Genomic DNA, 22,290 nt, shown 5'->3' on the forward strand with positions numbered 1-22,290 from the left:
TTCCCTCGTTCGTCTCTGGCTCGTCCGGCTGGTCGGTGTGCGAATCGCCGTACCGGCACGGTCACTTGTGTGCGGTCACTTGCGGGCGATCACTTGCGGGTGATCACCGGAGCTCGGTCGCCGGACCGCGCTCAGTTGAGCACCTGCATCTCGGCGACCCTGAGCTCGAAGGGCTTGCTGCTCTGGTTGATGCCCGGGATCGTGAACTTCCGCGGGTTCGGCCCTCCGGTGACCACCACCGCGGCCTCCCAGTGCATCGTCACCGTGGCGCTGAAAACGCTGTTCTTCTCACCGGCCGAGCTGGTCCTGAACTCGTAGCCGCAGTCCGGGGACTTCGCGTCGCCGTACTTGGGGTCGTACGGCGTTCCGGTCGTGGTGCAGGAGGTCTGGAGGTGCGCGCCGAAGCTCCAGTCCGCCTTCAACAGCCGGGGCGTGACGGTGACCGAGATGCCCCCGACCGACGCGCTGCCCGGTGCGGGCAGCGCGGCGTCGTCCGCCCAGAGCCAGACCGGGGCGTTGACCACCGCCGTGGTCTGCGGCGCGGCGCGGCCCACCGGCGGCCGGAAGCGGACCTGGTCGTAGGCCCGCTGGATGGCCATGGCCTCCGCGTTGACGTTCTGCCCGCCCGGTGCGGTGGCCTCGAAGACGATCTCGGCGCCGCCCTGGCCGCCGTCGGTCTGCGGACAGACCTTGGTGTAGAGGGAGCCGTCCTTCGGGTCGTGGCCGTCCCACGCCGGGTCGCCCGCGGGCGGCGGGTTGTCCAGGGCGCGGAAGTAGCACCCCTTGTCGCTGTTGAACCAGCCCAGCTGGGGGTCGTGGCAGGCCCACGCGACCTCGTGGTAGCTGCACAGCTGCGGGCCGGTGTCCGAACCGCCGCCACCGCCGGGCTTCGGTCCGCCGGGCGACGTGGTCGATCCGCCGGAATTGACGTCTATGCAGATGACGTTCGGGTAGCACTGCTCGGCGCCGCCGCTCGGCGGTTCGTCCGCGGTCGCGTTGACCGCCGAGGTCAGCAGCAACCCGGCCGACATCGACGCGGCGATCGCGATTCGCCGGGCCGGTTTCCGCGCGTTCAGCATGTCCGGTCCACCTCCCGTTTGAAGTCGTAGATCAACCAATGTGCCTGGAACCAGCGCAGGGAAGCGGTTCCGACGTACCGGTTCAGACGTGCTCCGGGATCCTTGGCGGCCCCGGTGACGGCGTCGACGCGGTGCCAGCCGGACAGGTCGACGCAGTCCTCGATCACGGCGGTCTGCGGATCGGCTTTCAGATCAATGGCCTTGACCACCGCGGAATTGCGCGGCGTCCCGGTCATCACCACTTTGGCGTCGCGCAGTTGCCGGAGGCCGACCAGGCTGTCGGACAGGGCGCGCCCGGAAGAGTACTGCTCAAGTGCGTAACCGTCCGAATCCGAATGTCCGAAGACCTGGGCCTGGGCCTGCCACCAGTCCTGATAGGTCTTCAGGGCCAGCCGTCCCATGGCCCCTTCCGGACCGCTGGTCGGCGCGATCGAGCCGTTTACCGAACCACCCGAAGGAGTTAGCGGGTCCACTCCCGCGACAGTGGGCGCGGCCGACCCGATGCGATCGACGGAACCGCCCGCACCACCGCTCGCACAAGCACCGAGCAGCAACACCAGAACCGCCCCACCGACTCCAACCGCCCCAGGGTGCAACACATTTCCGCGCTGCCGCATGGCCCCACCTCGTTGCGACCGACCTGATCCGTGATCCACGGCCGCCAGGAGAATTCCGCCGTCCCACCGGTGTTTCCGCTGGGGATCGATTCTTCGCCAACCCACCCCATCACGGCAACACCTCAGGCCCCCTGACCTTACGCGGAAGGAGGTTCCGTCGGGGCGCTTTCCCGCCACAGAACGGCCAACAGTTCCTCGGAAAGCGACAATCCGGCCAATGCGCCCCGAACCGCGGCCCGATTGCGCATCAGGAGCCGCCCGGCGTGCGGCGGAACGAGCAGGCGCGCGCCAGGCGCACCCGAACTACCGGACGCTTCCCCACCGTCCGTCAGCGCGGCCACGGCCGGCTGGAGATCGAGCGGGGCGACGGCCGCGGGGGCACCCGGGACGCCCTGGCGCAGGACGGCGGTCAGGGCCCGGCTGAACGAGCCCTCCCCGCCCGGCAGGACGGCGTCCCGGCCGCGTCTGCCCGGGGCGTAGCGGCTGCCCGGGGAGTGGCGGCCGATCCGGCCCCACAGCGGAACCCTTGAGTAGCTCAGCAGTTCGCCCGCGCCGTCCTCGCCGCGCTCCAGCGCCGCCCAGGCGTCGCGGTCGACCACCGCGTCGACCAGCAGCAGCGCCTCCTCCTGGTCCCCGTGCACCATCGCACTGACCACCCAGTCCCAGGCCAGGCCCCGGCGGTAGGCGTTGTCGGCGGTGCTGCCGGCGGTGACCAGGGCCAGCCGGCGCCCGCGCGGATCGACCACCAGCTGGCCGACCAGGCAGACCAGCAGCCAGCGGCCGGGGTGCTGGGCGGCGTCCCGGACGGCGGTGAGCATCGCGTTGGCGTCCGCGTCCGGCGGCACCGTGGTGACCCGGCAGCCGGCCGCGCCGGTGTCGAAGCACATCCCGGGCAGCACGTCGGCGAGCAGCCGGGCGCCGTCCGCCGCGAGCGCCGCACCCCCGAAGGCCCGGTCGGGCCCGCCGTCCGCCCCGATCACCACCAGATCGACCCCGCCCGCCATCCGGCCGTCCCCCTCCTGCACCATTTCTCCACCCGCCGGGCAGGCTACCGCCCCGAACGGTCGCCGACGGGGCTCCCGACCCGTCCGCTCAGGGACCATGGGCCCTATCGGTGCGCGCACCGACCGAGGACGATCGGACGCATGGAGCGTGAGGACCGTGTGGAGACCCTGAGCGAGGCCGAGTGCCTGCGGCTGCTCAGCACCGTGCCCGTCGGGCGCGTGGTGTACACCGAGCACGCGCTGCCGGCCGTCCTGCCGGTCTCCTTCGAGGTCCTGGACGGGCGGCTGGTGCTCGCCGTACGCCGGGGAAGTGCCACCGCGCGCGGGCTTGACGGCACGGTGGTGGCCTTCCAGGCGGATCTGCTGGACCCGGTCACCCGCACCGGGTGGAGCGTCCTGGTGCACGGGCGGGCCGACGTGGTGAGCGATCCCGAGCAGGTCAGACGGGTGCTGCGGTCCGGTCTGCGGCCGTGGGTGGGCGATCCGGAGCCGCTGTTCGTCGCGCTGGTCCCGGAACTGGTCAGCGGCCGCCGGCTGTTCCCGACCGGGCCGGGAGTCCCGGGGCGCCGGACGCGCCGGCAGCCGAGCAACGGGCCGGTGAGCGCCGGGCCGGTGAGCGCCGGGCCCGTGAACACCGGTTTTCCGTTCGGCTCCTGACAGATACCGATGGGTAGGCATACGCTTCCGGCGTCCTGACCCCTCCCCGGGCCCGTCCCCACCAGGAGCGCACCGTGACGACCTTCGCCTCCCTCGCCGAGCTGACCGCCGCCGTCGGCACCGAGCTGGGCACCAGTCAGTGGCACACCATCGAGCAGCGGCGGATCGACCTGTTCGCCGAGGCGACCGGTGACCACCAGTGGATCCACGTGGACCCGGAGCGGGCCAAGGAGAGCCAGTTCGGCTCGACCATCGCGCACGGCTACCTGACCCAGTCGATGATCCCGGTGCTGGCGAAGGAGTGCTATGCCGTCGAGGGCGTGCGGATGGCGCTGAACTACGGCTCCGACAAGGTGCGGTTCCCGGCGCCGGTGCCGGTGGGCACGGCGATCCGGGCCACCGCCGAGCTGCTCTCGGCCACCGAGGTGCCGGGCGGGATCCAGGCGGTGGTGCGGTTCACCGTGACCAGCGAGCGGAGCGCCAAGCCGCACTGCGTCGCGGAGACGATCACCCGCTTCTACGCCTGACCCGGACCGGGGCCCGGGCCGTCACCGGGCCGGGGTCGGGGCCGTCACCGGGCCGGGGTCGGGGCCGAGGAAGTCCCCCCCGGGGGCGAGCGCGGGGCGGCGCCCGGGCACCGGCCCGCGCCGCCCTCCCGGGTACGCCGATTGGACCGCGCCGGGCTCTCCACCAGGTCCGGACGGCCCATGGCGAGTAATCTCCGACGAGATGGTTGTCGTATCGCAGCAGCCCCACCCGCCACTGCGCTGCGCGCCCCGGCCCGCCCGGTAGCCGTGACCGTCCCTGGAGGAGCCGTGCCCCGCCCCGCCCCGTGGTTCTCCCGCCTCGCCGGTCTGTCCGCACTGTTCGCCCCGCCGTCCGCCGACCCCGCCGCCGAGCGCGCCGTCCCCGGGCTGGCCGGACTGCCCCGGGCCGCCTGGCACCGGATCAGGACCGACGCCTTCGGCGCCGAGCCCCGGGGCGAGCGGCTGGCCCGCATCCGCCGGTCCCCGCAGTTCGCCGACGGCGCCTTCCGCAACCCGGTGCCCACCCGCCGCCTGGTGTATGAGCGCAGCCCGCTGGAGATCACCCGCGCCCAGCTGGCCGGGGACAAGACCCGCCGCGCGCCGACCGCCGCCGTGCCGGTGCACCGGCTGCTCCCGGGCGACCTCGCCGCGCCGCCGGAGTCCGGGCTGCGGCTGACCTGGCTGGGGCACGCCACGGTCCTGGCCGAGATCGGCGGACGGCGGGTCCTGCTCGACCCGGTCTGGGGCGAGCGCTGCTCCCCCTTCTCCTGGACCGGCCCCAAGCGGCTGCACCCGGTGCCGCTGCCGCTGTCCGAACTCGGGCCGGTGGACGTGGTGGTGGTCTCCCACGACCACTACGACCACCTCGACATGGGCACCGTCCGGGCGCTGATCGGGACGGGCGCGGTGTTCGCCGTCCCGCTCGGGGTCGGGGCGCACCTGGAGCACTGGGGCGTACCGGCCGCACGGATCGTCGAACTGGACTGGTGGGAGTCGGCCGAGGTCGCCGGGCTGACGCTGACCGCCACGCCGGCCCGGCACTACTGCAGCCGGGGGCCGCGCACCAGCACGCTGTTCCTGTGGGCGTCCTGGGTGGTCGCCGGTGGCGGGCGGCGGATCTTCCACAGCGGGGACACCGGCTACTTCCCCGGCTTCGCCGAGATCGGCCGCCGGCTCGGCCCGTTCGACGCGACGATGATGCAGGTCGGCGCGTACAGCGAGTTCTGGCCCGAGGTGCACATGACCCCCGAGGAGGGCGTGCGGGCGCACCTGGACGTGGGCGGCGAACTGCTGCTGCCGATCCACTGGTGCACCTTCAACCTCGCGCTGCACCCCTGGGACGAGCCGGCCGAGCGGGTGGTCACCGCGGCCCAGGCGCTCGGCGCCCGGCTCGCCGTGCCCCGTCCCGGCAAGCCCTTCGAGCCCGCCGCCCCGCCCGCCCTGCGCCTGTGGTGGCGCGCCGTCGCCGCACCGCGCGGCATCCCGCCCCTGGCCGGCGAACGGCAGCAGGAGGAGGCGGCCACGGGGGCGGCCGAGGCGCGCGAACAGACGACAACTTTCAGCGAACAGATTTCAAAATCTGTTCGCTGAAAGTTGTCAGCCGACATCTGTCCGCCAGCAGCCGACACCCGTCCACCGCCGGCCGGCATCCACCCCCTCAGCCCGCGAGCACGTCCCGCAGCGCCCGGGCCTCCTTGACCACCCGGCCCGATCCCCCGCGCTCGGCCGTCGCCGTCACCTCGGCGACCGGCCCGCGGGCCCCGGTGCGCCGGGCGCAGTCGGTGGCCAGCGCGATCAGGTCACCCAGCCCGCGCGTCGACGGGTCGGCCTCCCCCAGCAGGCCCGGCAGGGCCGCCGCGAGCACCGACCAGACCGTCGCCCGGGCGCCGGTCTCCGCTGCCGTGGTGAGCGCCGCCCCGAGCCGGCCGGCCATCACCGTGCCGCAGGCCACCAGGGCACCCAGCTCACGGCCGAGCAGCGCGCCGTTCAGGTCGCCGCGCGCGGCGAGCACCAGCAGGGCGTCCACCGCCGCCGTCCGGTCCTCGGCGTGCCGGGCGCCCAGGCCGTACGCCAGCGCGAGGTGCAGCGCGAGCCCGGCCGGGCCGCCGGCCTCGGCGAGCAGCGGGAGGTAGCGGGCGGCGCCGCGCTCGTCCCGGTCGGCGCCCTCGGCGAAGGGGTCGAGCCAGCGCGCGGCCAGCTCCTCCCGGTGCCAGGGGAGCATCGCGAACCAGTGCGCGACGGGCCGCCAGGTCCAGCCGTACATCTTGCGGGCCCGGGCGACGCTGGGCTCGGTGCCGTCCAGCAGGGCGAGCGGCTCGGCCGTGAGCCGCTCGCCACCCGGCCCCTTCGGTCCGGCGCCGATGCCCGGCTGGGCGACGGCGATCCGCTCGACGTCCTCCCACCAGCGGTCCCCGTACGCGTTGGTGCGCCGCACCCCCTTGCCGGGCGCGAACAGCACCCGCTCGGACGGCTGCCCGGGCAGGCCGCCGGTGCGCAGCCAGTGCGCCAGCCACCGCCCGGCCGGGGAGGTGAGCGCCTCGGCGGCCTTCAGCACCGCCTCCTCCACCCGCACGTCGACCCGCAGCAGGGCCTGGGACAGGTCGGCCTTTCCCGGCGTGACGCCCGCCGCCTCGTACCCGGCGATCCGCTCGACCAGCACGGCCGCGTCCATCGCGCCGGTGGCGTCGGTCGGCGTCGCGAGCAGGTACGGCAGCCGGGCCCGGTCAACCTGCCAGGCGGCCTCCTCCAAGCGGGCGGCGAGGACGGCCCCGTGCACGGTGGTGTGGGCTCCGCGCAGCACGGAGCGGCCCTTGCGGCCGAGGTAGTCCCAGACCTTCCACGGCGGCGTCTCTCCGGCCACCGCGGCCACCACGTAGAGGATCTCCCGGGGCATGCAGTCACCCCCACTGTTGGTGCCGCGCCACGGGTGCACCCGGCGGACCGGCTCCACCGCCTCGGCCAGCGCCTTCCGGTCCAGGTGGGTGAGCCGGACCAGCCCGTCCAGCACCCGCTCGAAGTCCGCCACGGCGGGCTCGCCCGAGGCGAGCAGGGCGGACAGCTCCTCCGCGAGTTCCACCGCCGAGCCGATCGGGGCGCCGAGCGGGCGCGGTTCGGGGGCCGGCGGGAGGAAGGCGTTCCACCCGGCGTCCGGGTCGTCCTCGTCACCCCCGACCGGCGCGCCGAGCAGGTCGCCCGCGCGCCGGTGGTGGGCCGGGTTCAGGACCTCGGCGGCGGTCCGCAGCTCCGCCACCACCGCCTCCCCCGCCGCCTTCAGGTGCCGGGCCACCACGTTCAGTGCCCGTTCCTGGAGGGCCGCGTCGGGGTGCCCGAAGGCCTCGGCCGCGGCCAGCACCACCGGGCCGGAGCGGTCGGGCGCGCGCCGGGCCGCCTTGTCCAGCCAGGCCAGCTGGGCGCGGACCAGCTTCTTCTCGGTCCGGAACAGCACCACCGCCGAGGCCTCGGGGAGTACGTCGGGCTCGATCAGGCCGGCCTCGTCCAGCCCGGCGAGCACCTCCTGGGCGTGCCCGGCGAGTACCGACTGGCCGTCCAGCAGCGCCACCAGGTCGCGCACCCGGGCCGCGTACTCGGCCGGCGTCGGGTCGAGCGCCCGCAGCACCTCCAGGAAGGCCCGCTGGTCGCCCGGTTTGCCGCCGCGCAGCAGCCGGGCCAGGCAGCGGTCGAGCAGTTCGGTCCGGTCGACCACGCCGGCCGCGGCCAGTTCGCCGATCGCCTCGGTCCAGATGTCGCCGGGGCGCGGGCTGTGCCGGAACGTCAGCGGCCAGCTGATGTCAGCGAGTTCGAGCAGCTCGGGCAGCAGCACCGGGGTGAAGGCGTCCTGGCGCAGCTTCTCGGCCAGCGTCGGGCGCGCGCCGCCGCTGCCGAAGTCGTTCACGCGGTCCATCCAGCCCCGGACGAAGGTCTCGCCGCGCGGCACCTCGCAGCCGGTGCGCCGGACCACGGCCTCCATCACCGGGTACATCGACCAGCCCTGGTTGCGCGCCGGCCGGGCGGCGAGCCGGGTGACCACCTCGACCTGCCACTCCACCGGCTGCGCCTCGACGACCTGGTGCAGCACGGAGTTGCGGGCCCACGGGCGGTCGGCGAAGTCGCTGCCGGCCAGCCAGACGGCGGCGCCGGCCGGGCCGGCGTGGCAGCCGGCCCCGGCCACCAGCAGTCGCCCCCTGGCCTCGGCCGCCTCCCGCGACCAGTCCTGCCGCAACTCCTTGCGCAGCTCCTTGAGGGCGGCCAGGCCGGACCGCCGCTGGGCCGGGTCCAGGGCGGCCAGCAGCTCCGGTATCCGCGCGAGCCGTCCGGACCGGACGGCCGTCAGCAGTTCGTCGACCGGCCCCTGCCGGCCGGCACCCGCCGTCGTGCTCACGCTCCGGCCCCCTTCGCCCCCGCGGCCGACTCCCGCACCATCCCGACCGCCAGCGCGTGCTTGCACGGCCCGCGTCCGCCCCGGTACTTGCCCCACCACAGGCAGGTGCAGCTGAGCCGCCCCGACGCGTCCGTCCGCACCCGCTGGATGTGGTCGTCCACCGTGACGACGGCCGTCGCCCCGCCCTCCTCCAGCCGGACCGCGCCCGCCTCGACCAGGGCCCGGGCGGCCCGCAGCCGGGGGTTGGCCGCCTCGGCCCGCCCGGCGGCGTACGGGAGCTGCCGGTGGAAGTAGGCGGCCTCGGCGGTGTCGTAGCCGATCTGCCCGGCGGTGCCCAGCCGGGTGAGCGCGGCGCGGACCCGCTCGGGGCTCAGCCCGGACTGGGCGGCGAGGTCCCCGACCTCGATCCGGGGCTCCCAGGCGAGCAGCACCGCGATCAGTTCGGCGTCCCGCTCGGCCGTCCCGGTGGCGAGCGAGTCGAGCACCCCGCCCTCGCCGGAGAAGCCCCGGGAGGCGTCGGGTGAGAGCGTCAGGGTCAGCCGCATGCCGGGCAGCACCGCCTCCCAGGCGGAGGCGGTCGGCTCCCCGGCCGCGACCGGCCCGTACACCCGCAGGGCGAGCGCGTGCCGCAGCACCCGCTGGAGCGCCACCAGCCGCTCGGGCCCGGGCAGGCAGACCGCGCCGGGCACCGGCCGGGTGGTCGGCCGCAGCGTCGTCCCGGCCGGGACGACCCAGCCGGCGCCGGCCCGCCCGCCGCGCCCGGCGCGCGGCAGCGAGCGAAGGAACCGGACCGCCTCGGCGGCGGGCAGCTCGGCGCGCGGCTCGAAGCCGGCGGCGACGACCTGGGTCTCGGCGAAGCCGCGCAGCCAGCGCTCCGGCAGCGGGACCTTCTTCTCGACCAGCGGCCCGTCGAAGCTGGTGACCTCCAGCGCGTCCGGCCCGACCGCGAGGTGCAGCGGGTCGGCGGGGCCGATCCTGGTCAGCGCCTCCCGCAGCGGGTTGTTGACGTCCACGTTGGTGGTGCCGTGGCCGATCTCGTCCCCGTCGAGCCCGGCCCGGAGCACGTCGAGCCGGGCGTAGACGCCGCAGCAGCCCGAGAAGGACTCGAAGCGCAGCCGGTCCCCGTTGGCGGTGACCACCGGGTCGAGCGAGGCGCGCAGCTGCGGCTGGTAGTAGCGCGCGGCGGCGACGTCCGCGACCGCGAGCAGCGCGGCGGCGGCCGGCGCCGGATCGGCCAGGAAGCCCGCGAAGAAGCGCGGGTTGGCGGCGGATCCGAGCGGGGTGGCGCCGCCGGAGGTGGCCAGGTCGAGGCTGCGTCCGTCGGCGCCGTCCAGGACGGCCGACGGGCGCAGATAGGCGTACGCGTGTGCGGATTGCGTCATGCCGGGCACGCTAGGTGAGGGCACTGACAGATCTGTGGGCCACTGGCTTAAATGAAACGTGTTCTATTCGATTTCCGAGCACCCGGACGTTACCCGGGTCACATCGCCACACGGTTGGCTTCTGCCACTATTGGCCCGTGACAGACCTGACTGAACAGCGCATCCCGGCCGAACAGGAGCCCAGCCCGGCCACCTCGTTCGCCGGGCTGCTGGAGATCGAGCAGCTGAACGAGAACACGTTCCGGGGTCGCTGCCACGCCGGCGCCCCGATGCGCGCCTTCGGCGGCCACGTCGCCGCGCAGGCGCTCGTCGCCGCCGGCCGCACCTGCGCGGACCGGCGCCCGGTGCACTCGCTGCACGGCTACTTCCTGCGGCCGGGCTCCCCCGCCCGGCCGATCGACTACCTGGTCGAGCGGGTCCGCGAGGGCACGTCCTACACCACCCGCCGGGTGACGGCGCTCCAGCAGGAGCACGAGGTCTTCACCCTCTCGGTCTCCTTCAAGCACCCCGAGCCGGCCGCCGACCGCCAGCGCGAGGTCCCGACGCTGCCCCACCCGGAGTCGCTGCCGAACTCCGTCGCCGGGCTGCCCGAGCAGGTCCGCCGGGCGCTCGCCGCGGACGGCGGCTTCCGCGACCTCGACGTGCGCTTCGTCCCGGCGGACACCCCGGGGCTGCCGGCGGCCGTCCCCGGACTGCTGCAGCAGTTCGTCTGGATGCGCACCGCCTCGCCGCTGCCGGACGGGGACCCGCTGCTGCACGCCGGCGCGCTGACCTACCTGTCCGACCTCACCCTGGCCTCCACCGCCGGGCTGAACATGCAGCCGAACTTCTTCCAGCGCACCGAACCGCCCCGGCTGCTGATGGCCTCGCTGGACCACGCGATGTGGTTCCACCGCCCGTTCCGGGCCGACGAGTGGCTGCTGTTCGCCCAGCGCAGCCCGTCCTCCTCGGACGGCCGGGGTCTGGCGCTCGGCGAGTTCTACGACCTGGACGGCCGACTGGTCGCCTCCGCCGTCCAGGAGGCGCTGATCCGCGACCCCTCGTGACACCCGGCACTCCCGGTACCCCGGTGACCCCAGGACGAACGGAAGGCGGCCGGACGGCGTCATACTCCTGAGCGGCCCCGGCCCGTATCATGGTGCGGGTGACCAAGGTTGACCTGTCACCACGGCCGGTGGAGGCGATGTCTCCGCGTCAGCTCGAACGCCGCGAAAGCCTGATCGCGGCCGCGCTCGCCCTGGTGAACGAGATCGGCGTCGAGCGGATGCAGATGAAGCAGGTCTGCGAGCGGTCCGGAGTCGCCCTGGGGACGGCGTACCGCTACTTCTCCTCCAAGGACCACCTCCTGGCGGCGGCGATCGCCGAGTGGCATCGCCTCCTGCTGGCCGACCTGGTGGCCGAGCTGCGCGGGCCGAGAGCCGGGCCGGGGGCCACCGACCGGGCGGTCCGGTTCGTCCGGGGCGGGATGCGGGCCTACCAGCGGCAGCCCGAACTCGCCCGGCTGAGGGTGGCCGTGGCCGCCTCCACCGATCCGTTCGCCAGCGAGGCCCTGCAAGGCATGGCCCGGGCCGACAGCACCGCCCTGCAAGCCGTGACGACCGAGGTGCCGGCCGCCGCGAGCGACCTGGTGCGGCACATCGTCGCCCACGCCTGGCAGGGCGAGCTGACCGCCTGGGTGACCGGCCGCACCACCCTCGGGGACGCCCGGCGGCGCCTGGAGGACGTGGTGCGGCTGGTGCTGACCCCGTACGAGACGCGGTACCCGGCCCCGTACGAGGTCCAGTCCACCGGCTGAGCGCCCGCCGGGGGTCCGCGCCCGCCGGCCGGTGGGCCGACGGGCGCGGACCACCGGCGCGGCGCGGACCACCGCTTGGGCTCGGACCACTGCCGCGGCTCAGACCACCGTCACCGGGTGGGCCACCACCGCACCGAACAGGTAGCCCTCCCGGTTGAACACCGCCCGCTCGGGCTGGGTGTTGCCCCGGCGGTCCGTCGCGCGGGCGCGCAGCTCGTACGGACCGGGCCGCTCGGGGCGCCAGTCGACGCTCCAGCGCGTCCAGCCGTCGGCCCGCGGCTCGTCGCGCAGTTCGGCGCGCCGCCAGGTCCGGCCGCCGTCGGCACTCACCTCGACCCGGCGCACCGCCGCCGCCCCGGACCACGAGCGCCCGTGCAGCCGGTGCTCGCGCCCCGCCGCCAGCCGCGCACCGGCGGCCAGCTCGAAGGCGCTCTTGACCACCTGCTCGGTGAGCGGGTCGCCGCCGCCCGGCGGGTACTCCGGGCCGAACATCCGGTAGAAGTCGGTGTTCCACGGCGAGTACAGCCGGTGGTCGGCGACCTCCACGCTGCCCACCCACTTGATCGAGGCGATGCCCACCCAGCCGGGCACCACCAGGCGGGCCGGGGCGCCGTGGTCCGGGGTCAGCGGCTCGCCGTTCATCTCGTACGCGAGCAGCACGTCGTCCAGCGCCTTGGCGATCGGCAGCGGGCGGCGCACCGGTCCGTAGTTGGTGCCGCCGGCGACGAAGTCCGGGTCCAGGCCGGTGGGCAGCACGTCCACCGCCGCCCCGGTCAGCCCCGCGGCCCGCAGCACCTCGGCCAGCCGGACGCCACGCCAGCTCGCCGAGCCGACGCCGCCGAGGGTCCACGGCGTACCCGGGACGGGCTGGTTCTGCTGGCCGGGGTAGTAGCTGCGGGCGTTGCCGGCGCACTCGATCAGCGCGCTGATCCGGGTGGACGGCAGCTCCCGCAGGTCGTCCAGGCCGAACTCGACCGGGCGCCCGGCCGTCGGGGCACCGCGCAGACCGCTGCCGAAGAGCCTGAGGCGCCAGGTGCCGGGGTCGATCAGCGGGGTGCTGGTGTGGTTGCGGACGAAGAACCGCTCCACCGGCACGTGCCGGTGGACGACGGCACGGCCGTCGGCGTCGCGGAAGGCGTCCCAGCGCGTCTCGGCGTTGGTGCCGCGCGGCACGAACCACTCGGCGGGCAGCGGTTTGACGATCCCGGGCACGGGCCCGGGCACGGGCACGGGCACGGGCACCGCCCCGGGCAGGGGGCCGGGCGCGGGCACCTCCTCGGCGGCCGCCCGGCCCGCGGCGGGCAGCGGGGCGGCCGGGACGGGCGCGACGAGCACCCCGGCGGCGGAGACCATCCGCAGCACCGTCCGGCGGTCCACCCCGTCGTCGCGGACGGGCTGCGCCGGGCCGGCCTGCTCCGGGGGGTCCTGCGTCGGGGCGTCCTGCGTCGGGGTGGCCGCGGTCCCGGCGGCCTGCGTCGGGGCTGCTTCGTCCGGGGTACGGACCTCGTCGTCCATGAACGGCGTTCCTTCCGTGTCGGCGTGGACGGTTCGCCGGTGCGCGCGACCAGAGCCGGGGACCCGAAGGCTGTCCCGGGCGGGCTCCCGCTCTCCGGCTTGACCTTCTCACTGGTGTGAACACCTACCGTTCCCGCTGTCGGCGAAACCCCGGCCCGCGAAGGAGCACCCGATGTCAGCCACCCCGCTCGCCCGGATCTCCCGGCCGGCCGCCCACGCCGACGTGCGAACTGCGCGACGTGGTACTGGAGTTCCTCAAGGGATGACCGCCCCCCGGGGGGGGGGGGACACCCCGGCGAGCGGCGTCGTTCGCCAGGTCATGCGCATCGGAGAACTCGCCCACCCGAGGCTCGCCGACCTGGACTCGCGGATCGAGGGCCTCTCCCGCAGCAGCCGGGCGCTCTCCCACGACCTCGCCACCGCGCGCGACTCCGGTCACGGGCGCGGCTACGGCGAGGGGCGGGCGGCCTGACGGGACGTAGGTCCCGACCCGGCGCTCCCCCGGCGCGCCGTCCCGCCACCGGCGGAGTGAACTGGACATAGTGCGACATACAGCTTGATCCCGAGCGTTCCGAGCGTTCCGAGCGTTCCGACAGTCCGAGCGTTCCGGACGCGCCGAGTATGTCGAGAGGTCCATCCGATGAGCAGCCAGCCGCCCCAGCCCGACCCGCCCGCGAAGGAGCCCGACGAACCCGCCGCGACCCTTCCGGTCGACCGGGCGGTGTTCGGCATCGGCGCCGTCCTGGTCCTGGCGGTGGTCGCGTGGGGCGTCTTCGCCGAGGACTCGCTCGGCCGCACCTCCGGCACGGCGCTCGACTGGGTGCTGCACAACTTCGGCTGGCTGTTCGTGGTGGCCGCCGACGTCTTCCTCGTCGTCGCCCTGCTGCTCGCGTTCAGCCGCTTCGGCCGGATCCGGCTCGGCCGCGACGACGACGAGCCCGAGTTCTCCACCGTCGCCTGGATCGCCATGATGTTCAGCGCCGGCATGGGCATCGGCCTGATGTTCTACGGCGTCGGCGAGCCGCTCCAGCTCTTCGCCACCCCGCAGCCCGGCTCCGGCGTGGAGCCGCAGAGCTCGGCCGCCGCCCAGCAGGCCCTGGAGTTCTCGCTCTTCCACTGGACCCTGCACCCGTGGGCGATCTACGCGGTCGGCGGCCTGGCCCTCGCCTACACCACCTTCCGCAAGGGCCGGGGCAACCGGATCTCCGCCGCCTTCGTCCCGCTGATCGGACAGCGCGGCGCGGACGGCTGGGCCGGTCGGACGATCGACCTGCTGGCCGTGTTCGCCACCGTCTTCGGCTCCGCGACCAGCCTCGGCCTCGGCGCGCTCCAGGTCGCCGACGGGCTCGGCTACATCTCGTCCGTCCGCAACACCCAGAACGCCCAGCTGATCATCATCGCCTCGCTGAGCGCCGCGTTCGTGGTCTCCGCGTTCTCCGGGGTCCACAAGGGCGTGAAGTGGCTCTCCACGGCGAACGTCGTGCTCGCCTCGCTGATCATGGTCTTCGTCTTCGTGGTCGGTCCGACCGTGTTCGTGCTGGACGCGATTCCGTCCTCGGTCGGCGGCTACCTCTCCGACCTGCTCGCCATGTCCACCCAGACCGGCGCCTTCACCGACGAGGGCTGGCTCGGCTCCTGGACGATCTTCTACTGGGCCTGGTGGCTCTCCTGGGCGCCCTTCGTCGGCACCTTCATCGCCCGGATCTCGCGCGGCCGCACCGTCCGGCAGTTCCTGCTCGGCGTGCTGCTGGTGCCCAGCGGGGCGACGGTCGTCTGGTTCTGCGTGATGGGCGGCACCGCGATCCGGCTGGTCACCACCGGTGCGGCCGACCTGGTCGCGACCATCCCGCAGGGCCCGGAGGCCTCCCTGTTCGAGATGCTGCGCTCGCTGCCGCTCGGCTCGGTGACCAGCGTGGTCGCGGTGCTGCTGGTGATGACCTTCTTCATCACCAGCGCCGACTCGGCCTCGCTGGTGCTCGGCTCGCTCTCCAGCCGGGGCTCGCTGCATCCGCGGACCTGGCTGGTGGTGGTCTGGGGCGTGCTGATGGGCGGGGTCGCGGCGGCCCTGCTGCTGGCCGGCGGGCTGACCGCGCTGCAGAACGCGACGATCCTGGTCGCGCTGCCGTTCGTGGTGGTGATGCTGCTGCTGTGCGTCTCGCTGGTGAAGGAGCTCCGCGAGGACCCGGCCGCCGCGCCCTCCCGCTTCCGCCCGCCGCACGGCCTGCGGGACGCCGTCCGGGAGGCCGTCGGCGAGTCCGGAACGCGCCGCTGACCTGCGCATACGCCCCGGCCGGCGACGGTTGGGGCGTGTGCGGCCAACCGACGCCAAACCCCCGTCGGGACTTCACCCGCGCGTACCGACCGTTCACGCCGCCCTGGAAACCTCCCTGTCATGAACGCCAACCCTCAGGCGCCCCACCAGGAACCGCGCTTCCCCCTGCCCCAACGGCACCGCCGGCTGCTCGCCGCCACCGCCGTCCTCGTCTCCATCGCCCTCGGCACCCTGGGCGTCGGCGCCACCGTGGAAACCGTCGAACACGGCCCCTTGGCCAGCGCCTCCGCCAGCAAGTAGCAACCGCCCCGCCCGGCACCGCGGTCCCGTCCCGGACCCGGTGCTTCTTGCTCTCCCGGCCCGGAACCACCACGTTCCCCGGCCCGGAGCCACCATGCTTCCCGGCCCGAGCCCGTCGCGCCTTCCGCCCGAGCCGGGCCCCGCCGCCGGAGAGCGGCGTCCCCCGCTACGCCCGCTGCTCGGCGCGGGGGCCGGCCGGGGGCGGGACCAGCGGGCCGGGGCGCGAGTGGCGGCCGTTGCCGGGGGTGGGGTGGAGGTCGGGAGCCGGGGCGTAGCGGGCGGCCGGGGGGCGCAGGCGCCAGGCCGGGGGCCGGGTCGGGTGGGGAGTGGGGGCCATCAGGGCGAGGCGGTGGAGCAGGTCGAGGGCGTCGCGCCGCAGGGCGGTGCGGTCGGCGAGGTACCGGGCGGGCAGCCCGTACTCGTCGGCGATGTCGCCGAGGACGCCGTCTATCAGCGCGTCCGGGATCGGAACGTCTCCGGCCACCGCCTCGCCGGGCAGCGGGCGGACCTCCTCGACCAGGCGCTCGACCAGCAGCAGGGCGGCCTGGGCGACGGTGTCGGCACCGGGGAGGGCGAGGTCGGTGAGTTCGGCGGCCGGGTCGAGCAGGGCGACGCCCTCGGCCCGCAGCTCGGCCTCCAGGCCGAGGAACTCGGCGAGCGCCGCCGGGCCGCTGAGCCGGTGGTCCTGCAGCCAGGCCCGGTGGTCCTCGGGGAGGTCGGCGGCCAGGACGGCGGGTGTCTCGGCGAGCAGCCGGCGGACGGCGGTGGCGGGCTCGGCGTCGGCGGCGCGGCGGATCAGGTCGGCGGCGTCGTCGGCGAGGGCGGGCGGGCCGGCCGGGACGGCACGGGCGAGTTCGCGGTCCACGGTCAGCACGAAGGAGCCGTCGGCCGGGTCGGGCGGCAGCTCGCCGAGCACCTGCCAGCCGGCCAGCGCGGCCAGCGCCATGGCGAGGTCGGCCGGTTCGGCGGTGAGTTCGGGGGCGGCGGCACCCATCGCGTCGAGCAGCCGCCGGTAGTCCAGCTCCTCCGGGGCATCGACCAACAGGGCCAGTGCGAGGGCGAGTTGGGCGTACCCTGCCGGGGTGAACGGCGCCCCGGTGACGGGGTGTTCGAGGCGGCGGGCGGCGTCGGGGCCGAGGCCGGCCTTGCAGAGCCGGGCGTGCCAGGGGCCGACGACGAGGCGGTAGCCGAGCAGGGTGTCGAACCGCTCGGCCAGCCAGTCCCGGTGACGGCGGATCAGCGGGAAGCCGTCGGCGTGCGGACCGGAGGCGGTGACCAGCGGATGGGCGAGCAACAGCCGGGCGGCGATCCGGCGTTCGGCCGAGGGGAGCTCCTCGCCGGAGCGGTCCTGGGCCACGACGGTGGGCGGCGTCACCCGCGTGGGCTCGGGCCTGCGGTGCCGGCCCGGCCTGCCCGGCTTGGCACCTGACCGGACGACGGGCAGCGCGGCGTCGTCGCGCCGGGCGCGGCGCAGGCCGCCCTCGGTGCGGTCCTCCCGGAGGCGCGCCGGCGTGGCGGAGTGCGCGGTGGGGCCGTGCCACCAGCTGACGCCGGGATCGGCGGCGGGCTCGGCGGCGGCGCCGAGGTGGCGGGCGGGGTAGAGGCCGAAGGAGGCGGCGCAGAGGTCGTCGGCGGTGCCGGGGGCGGCGGCGGCGAACCAGTGGGCCAGGCGCAGCAGCCCCGGATCGGGCGAGAGCGTCACGCCGGCGGCCGGGGGGTCGGTCACCCGCACGTCGTCAGCACCGCTCGCCGCGCCCGTCCCAGGTCCCCTGTCAGCGGGGCCGGTTCCAGGAGCGCCGGCGGAACCGGTGGCGGAGCCGGCAGCGGGACCGCCGTCAGGACCGGCTTCGTGTACGGCGAGGACGGCGTGGGCGGTTCCCCGTCCTGCCCCGCCCGCGCGTCCGTCCGGCCTGCCGGCCACCCGGGTGGCGCCGACCGCGTAGTCCTGCTGATCCATGTCGGGGTCCAGACTAGACGGTGCCCGGGCCACCCGTCGGCAGCAACCGCCCTCCTGGGGAACTCTCCGCAGGAGCCCTCGAAGCGGTCGCCCGCGCTCCGCCTGCCGGCCGCCCCGTCATCCGGCTCCGCCCACCGGGGTTACGCGCCGGTAACCCGCCCTTCCGCCGCCGGTCCGGCTCCTCTAGGGTCGGTCTGAAGAGCAGCGGATCACCGAGAGGCGCACGCATGACTGTCCGTACCACCGACCGCGCCGGCCTCGGGGCACGCCTGCGCTCGGCCACCGGCCTGCTGGGCGGCTTCGCGGCCACCTCGGCGGCGCACCTGGGCGCGATCGTCTCCGGCGCCTCGGTGCTCCAGAACGCCACCAAGCCGGCCCTGATGCCGTTGCTGGCGGCCCAGAGCGTGGCGGCGGCCAGGAAGGCCGGGCAGGAGGCGCCGAAGCTGCTGGCGCCGGCCCTGCTGCTGAGCGCGGGCGGGGACGTGCTGCTCCAGCTGAAGAACGATCCCGCGTTCCTCGCGGGCATGGGCTCGTTCGCGGCGGCGCACGTCTGCTACGTGACGATGTTCGTCAAGCGCGGCGCGCTCACCGACCGCCGACGGGCACTGATGGTCGCGGCCGCGTACGCGACGGCCTGGGTGACCCTGGTCGGGCAGCTCTGGCCGGACCTCGGGGACCTGCGCGTCCCGGTGGCGGGCTACAGCCTGCTGCTCGCCTCGACGGCCGTCACCTCGGCCGGGCTGGGCTGGCGGACCGGGCTGGGCGGGGCGCTGTTCCTGCTCTCCGACACGCTGATCGCCACCCAGCTGGCGAAGTGGCGGGAGCTGCCGGGCCATCAGTTCTGGATCATGGCGACCTATGTGCTGGCCCAGTACCTGCTGGCCGACGGCACCCTCCGGCACCAGGACCGGCTGCACCGCGAGGGCGTCGAGGGCACCGGGAGCACCGGGAGCACTGGGGGCACTGGGGGCACCTGGGGCAACGGCGGCGCCGAGCCGCGAACCGTCTGACCCGCCGCCGCGCCGCCGGTCCCGTCGGGGTCCGGCGGTGCGGCGCAGGGGCGCGCGGGCACGCGGCGGCGGGGCCGTCAGGCACCGCGCCGCCGCAGCAGCCAGAAGCCGCCGACACCGCCGGCGACCAGCGCGAGGCCGCCGGCCAGCTCCGCCGGGTTCGCCGCGACCGAGCCGCCGAGGCCGGTCCGCACCGCGCCGTGCGGGGCGACCTGCTGGCTGCCGGCGCCGGACTGCCCGAGCGAACCGGCCCACTCCCCCGCGGCCTCGCCCCATTCGCCGAGGCTCTTGTCGGGGTTCGTCCGGGCGTCCTTGTCGGTGCTCCGGTCCGGGGTGGTGGAGGCCACGGTGGCGACCGTGACGGTGGTCGCGAAGGCGCCGCCGTCCGGGCAGGTGCCGTCGACCTTGCTGTCCCCGGCGTGCTGGCCGGCCAGTCGGGCGGAGCCGCTGTGCTTGCCGTCGGGGCCCAGGGTGAGGGTCGCCGGACCGCCCTCGAAGGCGGCGGAGCGGGCGGTGATGGTCTTGGCGTCGGGCTTGTCCGACTTCTCGCAGGAGACCGTGACCGTCACGGTCTGGCCCGGTGCGGCCTGGGACGGGCTGACCGAGGCCGAGCCGTCCCTGGCGGATGCGAGGGGGGCCGTCAGGCCGGTCAGCGCCGTCGCGCCGATCAGGACGGCGGCGGCCGTACGCGTGGGGCGCATGCCGGAACCTCCGGGATTCTCGGGCGCAGCCGGGGACTCCCATGTCCACGTGGTCGAGCGACTGCACCCGGTCATTCACCGACGGTAGGCACCCGCCCCGCGTTCGGCCAGCGCTCACGACCGTTCGGGTTACGGCCCGTGACCCGGCGTGACGCCCGCGGCGCGGCTCAGACGTCGAGGTCCAGGTCCACCACGACCGGCGCGTGGTCCGAGGTTCCTTTGCCCTTGCGGGCCTCGCGGTCCACGTAGCTGTCGGTGACGGCGTCGGCGAAGGGCTTGTTGGCGTAGGTGAGGTCGATCCGCATGCCCCGGTTCTTCGGGAAGGCCAGCTGGCGGTAGTCCCAGTAGGTGTAGGGGCGGTCGTACTTGAGCGGGCGGGGCAGCACGTCCTGGAGGCCGATCTCGCCGAGGGACGTCAGCGCGGCGCGCTCGACCGGGGTGACGTGGGTGAGGCCCTCGAAGGCGGCGGCGTCGAAGACGTCCTCGTCGGTGGGGGCGATGTTGAAGTCCCCGAGGACGGCGAACGGGCGGGAGCCCGCGGCGTCCTCGGTGGCGGCCTTGCGCAGCGCCTCCAGCCACTCCAGCTTGTACTCGTAGTGCGGGTGGCCGACCTCGCGGCCGTTGGGCACGTAGACCGACCAGACCCGGACCGGGCCGCAGGTGGCGGCGACGGCGCGCGGCTCGACCTCGGGCAGCAGGGCGCCGTCGGCGAGGTAGCCGGGCTGGTCGGGCAGGCCGCGCACGACGTCGTCCAGGCCGATCCGGGAGACGATCGCGACGCCGTTCCAGCGGCCGTTGCCGTGCGCGGCCGTCTCGTAGCCGAGCTCGCGCACCGCCTCGTACGGGAAGGCGTCGGCCGCGCACTTGAGCTCCTGGAGGCAGAGCACGTCGGGCTTGGCGCTCTCCAGCCACTCCAGGAGCTTGGGCAGCCGCGCGGTGACGGAGTTGATGTTCCAGGTGGCGATGCGGACGGTCACGGCGGGCGGCCTTCCCGGTGGTTCGGTGCGGACGGGCATGCGGACGGGGTGGGCCGCCCCTCGCGCGGGAGGCCCACCCCGAACATACCGTCCGGCACCGACAGTCCGGCCCGATCAGCGCGCGGGCCGGACCACCGCGGCCGAGCCGCCGCCGCGCCGCACGGGTTCGGCGGCGGCCACCCAGCGGCCGTCCGGCAGCCGTTCCACGCCGGTGGCGGCGCCGATCTCGCCGCCGTTGACGAAGCTCTGTCCGAGGCCCTCCAGCGCTGCCCGCTCGGGCAGCGCCAGGAAGCCGGGCTCGGCCTGGGTCGTGGCGCCGTTGCGCTGGCTGGCGCGCGGCGCGGCGATGGCCTGTTCCAGGCTCAGGCCGCGGTCGAGCCGCCCGAGCAGCACCTGGAGGGTGGTGGTGATGATGGTCGCGCCGCCGGGGCTGCCGGTCGCGAGCACCGGCTCGCCGTCGCGCAGCACGATCGTCGGGGACATCGAGGAGCGCGGCCGCTTGCCCGGGCCCGGCAGGTTGGGGTCGGGGACGCCGGGCGCGAGCGGGGTGAAGTCGAAGTCGGTCAGCTCGTTGTTGAGCAGGAAACCCCGGCCGGGGACGGTGATGCCGCTGCCGCCGGTCTGCTCGATGGTGAGCGTGTAGGAGACGATGTCGCCCCAGCGGTCGGCGACCGTCAGGTGGGTGGTGTTGGGGCCCTCGTACGGCTCGGCGACGGCCTGGCCGGTGTCGGCGCAGGGGGCCGGGTGGCGCGGGTCGCCGGGGGCGAGCGGGCCGGTGAGCGCGTGGTCCGGGCTGATCAGGCAGGCCCGGGAGGCGGCGTAGCGCTCGGAGAGCAGCTGTTTGGTGGGGACGTCGTTGAAGGCCGGGTCGCCGACCCAGCGGTTGCGGTCGGCGAAGGCGATCCGGGAGGCCTCCAGGAAGTGGTGGTAGTACTGGGTGCTGCTGTACGCGGAGACGTCGCCGCCGTCCTCCAGGATGTTGAGCGCCTCGCCGACGGTGGTGCCGCCGGAGCTGGAGGGGGCCATCGCGTAGACGTCGTAGGCGCCGTGGGAGACGTGGGTGGGCGCCTGGTCGCGGACCCGGTAGTCGGCGAGGTCGGTGGTGTCGACCCGGCCGGGACGGGCGTTGCGGCCGGAGGCCGGGTCGACCGGCGGGTGCTGCACGGTGTTGACGATGTCCCCGGCCAACTCGCCCTGGTAGAAGGCCTTGACGCCGTCCTTGGCGAGCAGCCGGTAGGTGGCGGCGAGGTCGGGGTTGCGCAGCAGGCTGCCGGTCTCGGGGGGTTTGCCGTTCGGCAGGTAGAGCTTGGCGGTGGCCGGGAAGTCCTTGAACCGGGCGTAGTTGTCGGCGGTCTGGTTGCGGAAGGTGTCGTCCACGACGAAGCCGTTGTCGGCGATCCGCTCGGCCGGTTCGAGGTTCTGGGCGAGCGAGCGGGTGCCCCAGTGGCGCAGCGCGGCGTCCCAGGTGGCGGGGGTGCCGGGCACTCCGACGGACAGTCCGCTGGTGACGGCGTCGGCGAAGGCCAGCGGTTTGCCGTCCTCCAGGAACAGGCCGCTGTCGGCGGTGCGGCCGGCCGTCTCGCGGCCGTCGATGGTGTGCACCCGTCCGGTGGCGTGGTCGTAGTAGACGAAGTACCCGCCGCCGCCGACGCCGGAGGAGTACGGCTCGGTGACCCCGAGGGCCGCGGCGGCGGCGACGGCCGCGTCGACCGCGTTGCCGCCCTTGCGCAGCACCTCGATGCCGGCGGCGGTGGCGTCGGCGTCGACGGTGGCCACCGCACCGCCCCAGCCCACCGCCTCCGGCGCCTTCGACGGCGGGGCCGCGGCGCCGGCCGGCCCGACGCCGGACCAGACCAGTGCGGTGGTGAGTAACAGAGACGGCGCGAGGCGGGTCAGAGCTCTCATGCGAGTCCTCCTGAGTCGACGTCAACTCATCAGTTGTTCCACAGGAGGAATGATCCGACAACCGCACCGCGCCGCTACCAACCGGTAGTTGACGGGGCGGTGGCGGGGGGACCAGGCCGCCGGGAACACCCCACCCCCCCCCCCAAACAGCTTCGTCTCCCCCCCCACCCCCTTGCCGTTTGGAAGCGCAGCGCCAACCTTCCGGGCAGGTCGG

At 75.0% G+C, this 22,290-nt stretch carries 19 protein-coding genes; 9 read left to right on the forward strand and 10 right to left on the reverse strand.

The genetic code is table 11. The annotated features are described in order from the left end of the window. Nucleotides 1-131: 131 nt before the first annotated feature. The 3 genes from ACZ6EM_RS24835 to ACZ6EM_RS24845 form a co-directional block, all read right to left on the reverse strand. Complete coding sequence (locus ACZ6EM_RS24835) at nt 132-1,079, reverse strand: hypothetical protein (RefSeq protein ID WP_359913269.1); 948 nt, start codon at nt 1,077-1,079, stop codon at nt 132-134. After that, on the reverse strand, nt 1,073-1,636 hold the full coding sequence (locus tag ACZ6EM_RS24840) for a hypothetical protein (RefSeq protein WP_465773258.1): 564 nt from the start codon (nt 1,634-1,636) through the stop codon (nt 1,073-1,075). Before ACZ6EM_RS24840 ends, ACZ6EM_RS24835 begins: the two co-directional genes overlap by 7 nt. 197 nt (nt 1,637-1,833) lie before the next feature. Beyond that, complete coding sequence (locus ACZ6EM_RS24845) at nt 1,834-2,724, reverse strand: hypothetical protein (protein ID WP_401053785.1); 891 nt, start codon at nt 2,722-2,724, stop codon at nt 1,834-1,836. Between the two features lie 117 nt (nt 2,725-2,841). Here ACZ6EM_RS24845 and ACZ6EM_RS24850 point away from each other — a divergent pair, with 117 nt between their 5' ends. The 3 genes from ACZ6EM_RS24850 (at nt 2,842) to ACZ6EM_RS24860 (ending at nt 5,474) form a co-directional block, all read left to right on the forward strand. Next, nucleotides 2,842-3,357 (forward strand): pyridoxamine 5'-phosphate oxidase family protein, encoded by a 516-nt coding sequence (locus ACZ6EM_RS24850; protein WP_452177479.1) that lies wholly within the window; start codon nt 2,842-2,844, stop codon nt 3,355-3,357. A 74-nt stretch (nt 3,358-3,431) separates the two neighbouring features. Further along, complete coding sequence (locus ACZ6EM_RS24855; protein WP_359913279.1) at nt 3,432-3,884, forward strand: MaoC family dehydratase; 453 nt, start codon at nt 3,432-3,434, stop codon at nt 3,882-3,884. Nucleotides 3,885-4,271: 387 nt separating this feature from the next. Continuing rightward, nucleotides 4,272-5,474, forward strand: a complete 1,203-nt coding sequence (locus ACZ6EM_RS24860; RefSeq protein WP_401048526.1) for an MBL fold metallo-hydrolase — start codon at nt 4,272-4,274, stop codon at nt 5,472-5,474. A 67-nt stretch (nt 5,475-5,541) separates the two neighbouring features. On the opposite strand, the gene ACZ6EM_RS24865 is transcribed toward ACZ6EM_RS24860, so the two are convergent. Both ACZ6EM_RS24865 and ACZ6EM_RS24870 read right to left on the reverse strand, forming a co-directional pair. Further along, nucleotides 5,542-8,262, reverse strand: a complete 2,721-nt coding sequence (locus ACZ6EM_RS24865; RefSeq protein WP_465773259.1) for a DUF7824 domain-containing protein — start codon at nt 8,260-8,262, stop codon at nt 5,542-5,544. Beyond that, nucleotides 8,259-9,644, reverse strand: coding sequence for an SWIM zinc finger family protein (locus tag ACZ6EM_RS24870; protein WP_380358706.1), 1,386 nt, complete (start codon nt 9,642-9,644; stop codon nt 8,259-8,261). Before ACZ6EM_RS24870 ends, ACZ6EM_RS24865 begins: the two co-directional genes overlap by 4 nt. A 137-nt stretch (nt 9,645-9,781) precedes the next feature. Here ACZ6EM_RS24870 and ACZ6EM_RS24875 point away from each other — a divergent pair, with 137 nt between their 5' ends. Both ACZ6EM_RS24875 and ACZ6EM_RS24880 read left to right on the forward strand, forming a co-directional pair. After that, nucleotides 9,782-10,690 carry an acyl-CoA thioesterase gene (locus tag ACZ6EM_RS24875; protein WP_401048522.1) on the forward strand — a complete coding sequence of 303 codons (909 nt, stop codon included), beginning with the start codon at nt 9,782-9,784 and terminating at the stop codon, nt 10,688-10,690. Nucleotides 10,691-10,788: 98 nt separating this feature from the next. Continuing rightward, nucleotides 10,789-11,439, forward strand: coding sequence for a TetR/AcrR family transcriptional regulator (locus ACZ6EM_RS24880; protein WP_359913286.1), 651 nt, complete (start codon nt 10,789-10,791; stop codon nt 11,437-11,439). A gap of 99 nt (nt 11,440-11,538) precedes the next feature. Here the strand turns inward: ACZ6EM_RS24880 and ACZ6EM_RS24885 are convergent, their stop codons facing one another. After that, on the reverse strand, nt 11,539-12,792 hold the full coding sequence (locus tag ACZ6EM_RS24885; RefSeq protein ID WP_465773265.1) for a sulfite oxidase: 1,254 nt from the start codon (nt 12,790-12,792) through the stop codon (nt 11,539-11,541). 481 nt (nt 12,793-13,273) lie between these two features. Between ACZ6EM_RS24885 and ACZ6EM_RS24890 the strand changes: the two genes are divergently transcribed. From ACZ6EM_RS24890 to ACZ6EM_RS24900, 3 genes are all read left to right on the forward strand, one after another. Continuing rightward, complete coding sequence (locus ACZ6EM_RS24890) at nt 13,274-13,426, forward strand: hypothetical protein (protein WP_465773260.1); 153 nt, start codon at nt 13,274-13,276, stop codon at nt 13,424-13,426. Nucleotides 13,427-13,594: 168 nt separating this feature from the next. Beyond that, nucleotides 13,595-15,226 (forward strand): BCCT family transporter, encoded by a 1,632-nt coding sequence (locus ACZ6EM_RS24895; protein WP_401054950.1) that lies wholly within the window; start codon nt 13,595-13,597, stop codon nt 15,224-15,226. Nucleotides 15,227-15,346: 120 nt separating this feature from the next. Beyond that, a complete protein-coding gene (locus tag ACZ6EM_RS24900; protein WP_359913294.1) occupies nt 15,347-15,526 on the forward strand; it encodes a hypothetical protein in 180 nt (59 codons plus the stop codon). A gap of 166 nt (nt 15,527-15,692) precedes the next feature. Here the strand turns inward: ACZ6EM_RS24900 and ACZ6EM_RS24905 are convergent, their stop codons facing one another. After that, nucleotides 15,693-17,252, reverse strand: a complete 1,560-nt coding sequence (locus ACZ6EM_RS24905) for a DUF2398 family protein (protein WP_452177474.1) — start codon at nt 17,250-17,252, stop codon at nt 15,693-15,695. A gap of 458 nt (nt 17,253-17,710) precedes the next feature. On the opposite strand from ACZ6EM_RS24905, the gene ACZ6EM_RS24910 reads away from it, so the two are divergent. Next, nucleotides 17,711-18,493: a lysoplasmalogenase gene (locus ACZ6EM_RS24910; RefSeq protein WP_465773261.1), complete on the forward strand. Its 783-nt coding sequence runs from the start codon at nt 17,711-17,713 to the stop codon at nt 18,491-18,493. A gap of 77 nt (nt 18,494-18,570) precedes the next feature. Here the strand turns inward: ACZ6EM_RS24910 and ACZ6EM_RS24915 are convergent, their stop codons facing one another. The 3 genes from ACZ6EM_RS24915 to ggt form a co-directional block, all read right to left on the reverse strand. Beyond that, on the reverse strand, nt 18,571-19,194 hold the full coding sequence (locus ACZ6EM_RS24915) for a hypothetical protein (RefSeq protein ID WP_465773262.1): 624 nt from the start codon (nt 19,192-19,194) through the stop codon (nt 18,571-18,573). 167 nt (nt 19,195-19,361) lie between these two features. Beyond that, nucleotides 19,362-20,210 carry an exodeoxyribonuclease III gene (locus ACZ6EM_RS24920; protein ID WP_359913305.1) on the reverse strand — a complete coding sequence of 283 codons (849 nt, stop codon included), beginning with the start codon at nt 20,208-20,210 and terminating at the stop codon, nt 19,362-19,364. A gap of 75 nt (nt 20,211-20,285) precedes the next feature. Next, nucleotides 20,286-22,076: a gamma-glutamyltransferase gene (gene ggt, locus ACZ6EM_RS24925; protein ID WP_401047013.1), complete on the reverse strand. Its 1,791-nt coding sequence runs from the start codon at nt 22,074-22,076 to the stop codon at nt 20,286-20,288. Nucleotides 22,077-22,290 lie beyond the last annotated feature (214 nt).

The sequence above is a fragment of the Kitasatospora sp. NPDC041917 genome (genome assembly GCF_055589745.1).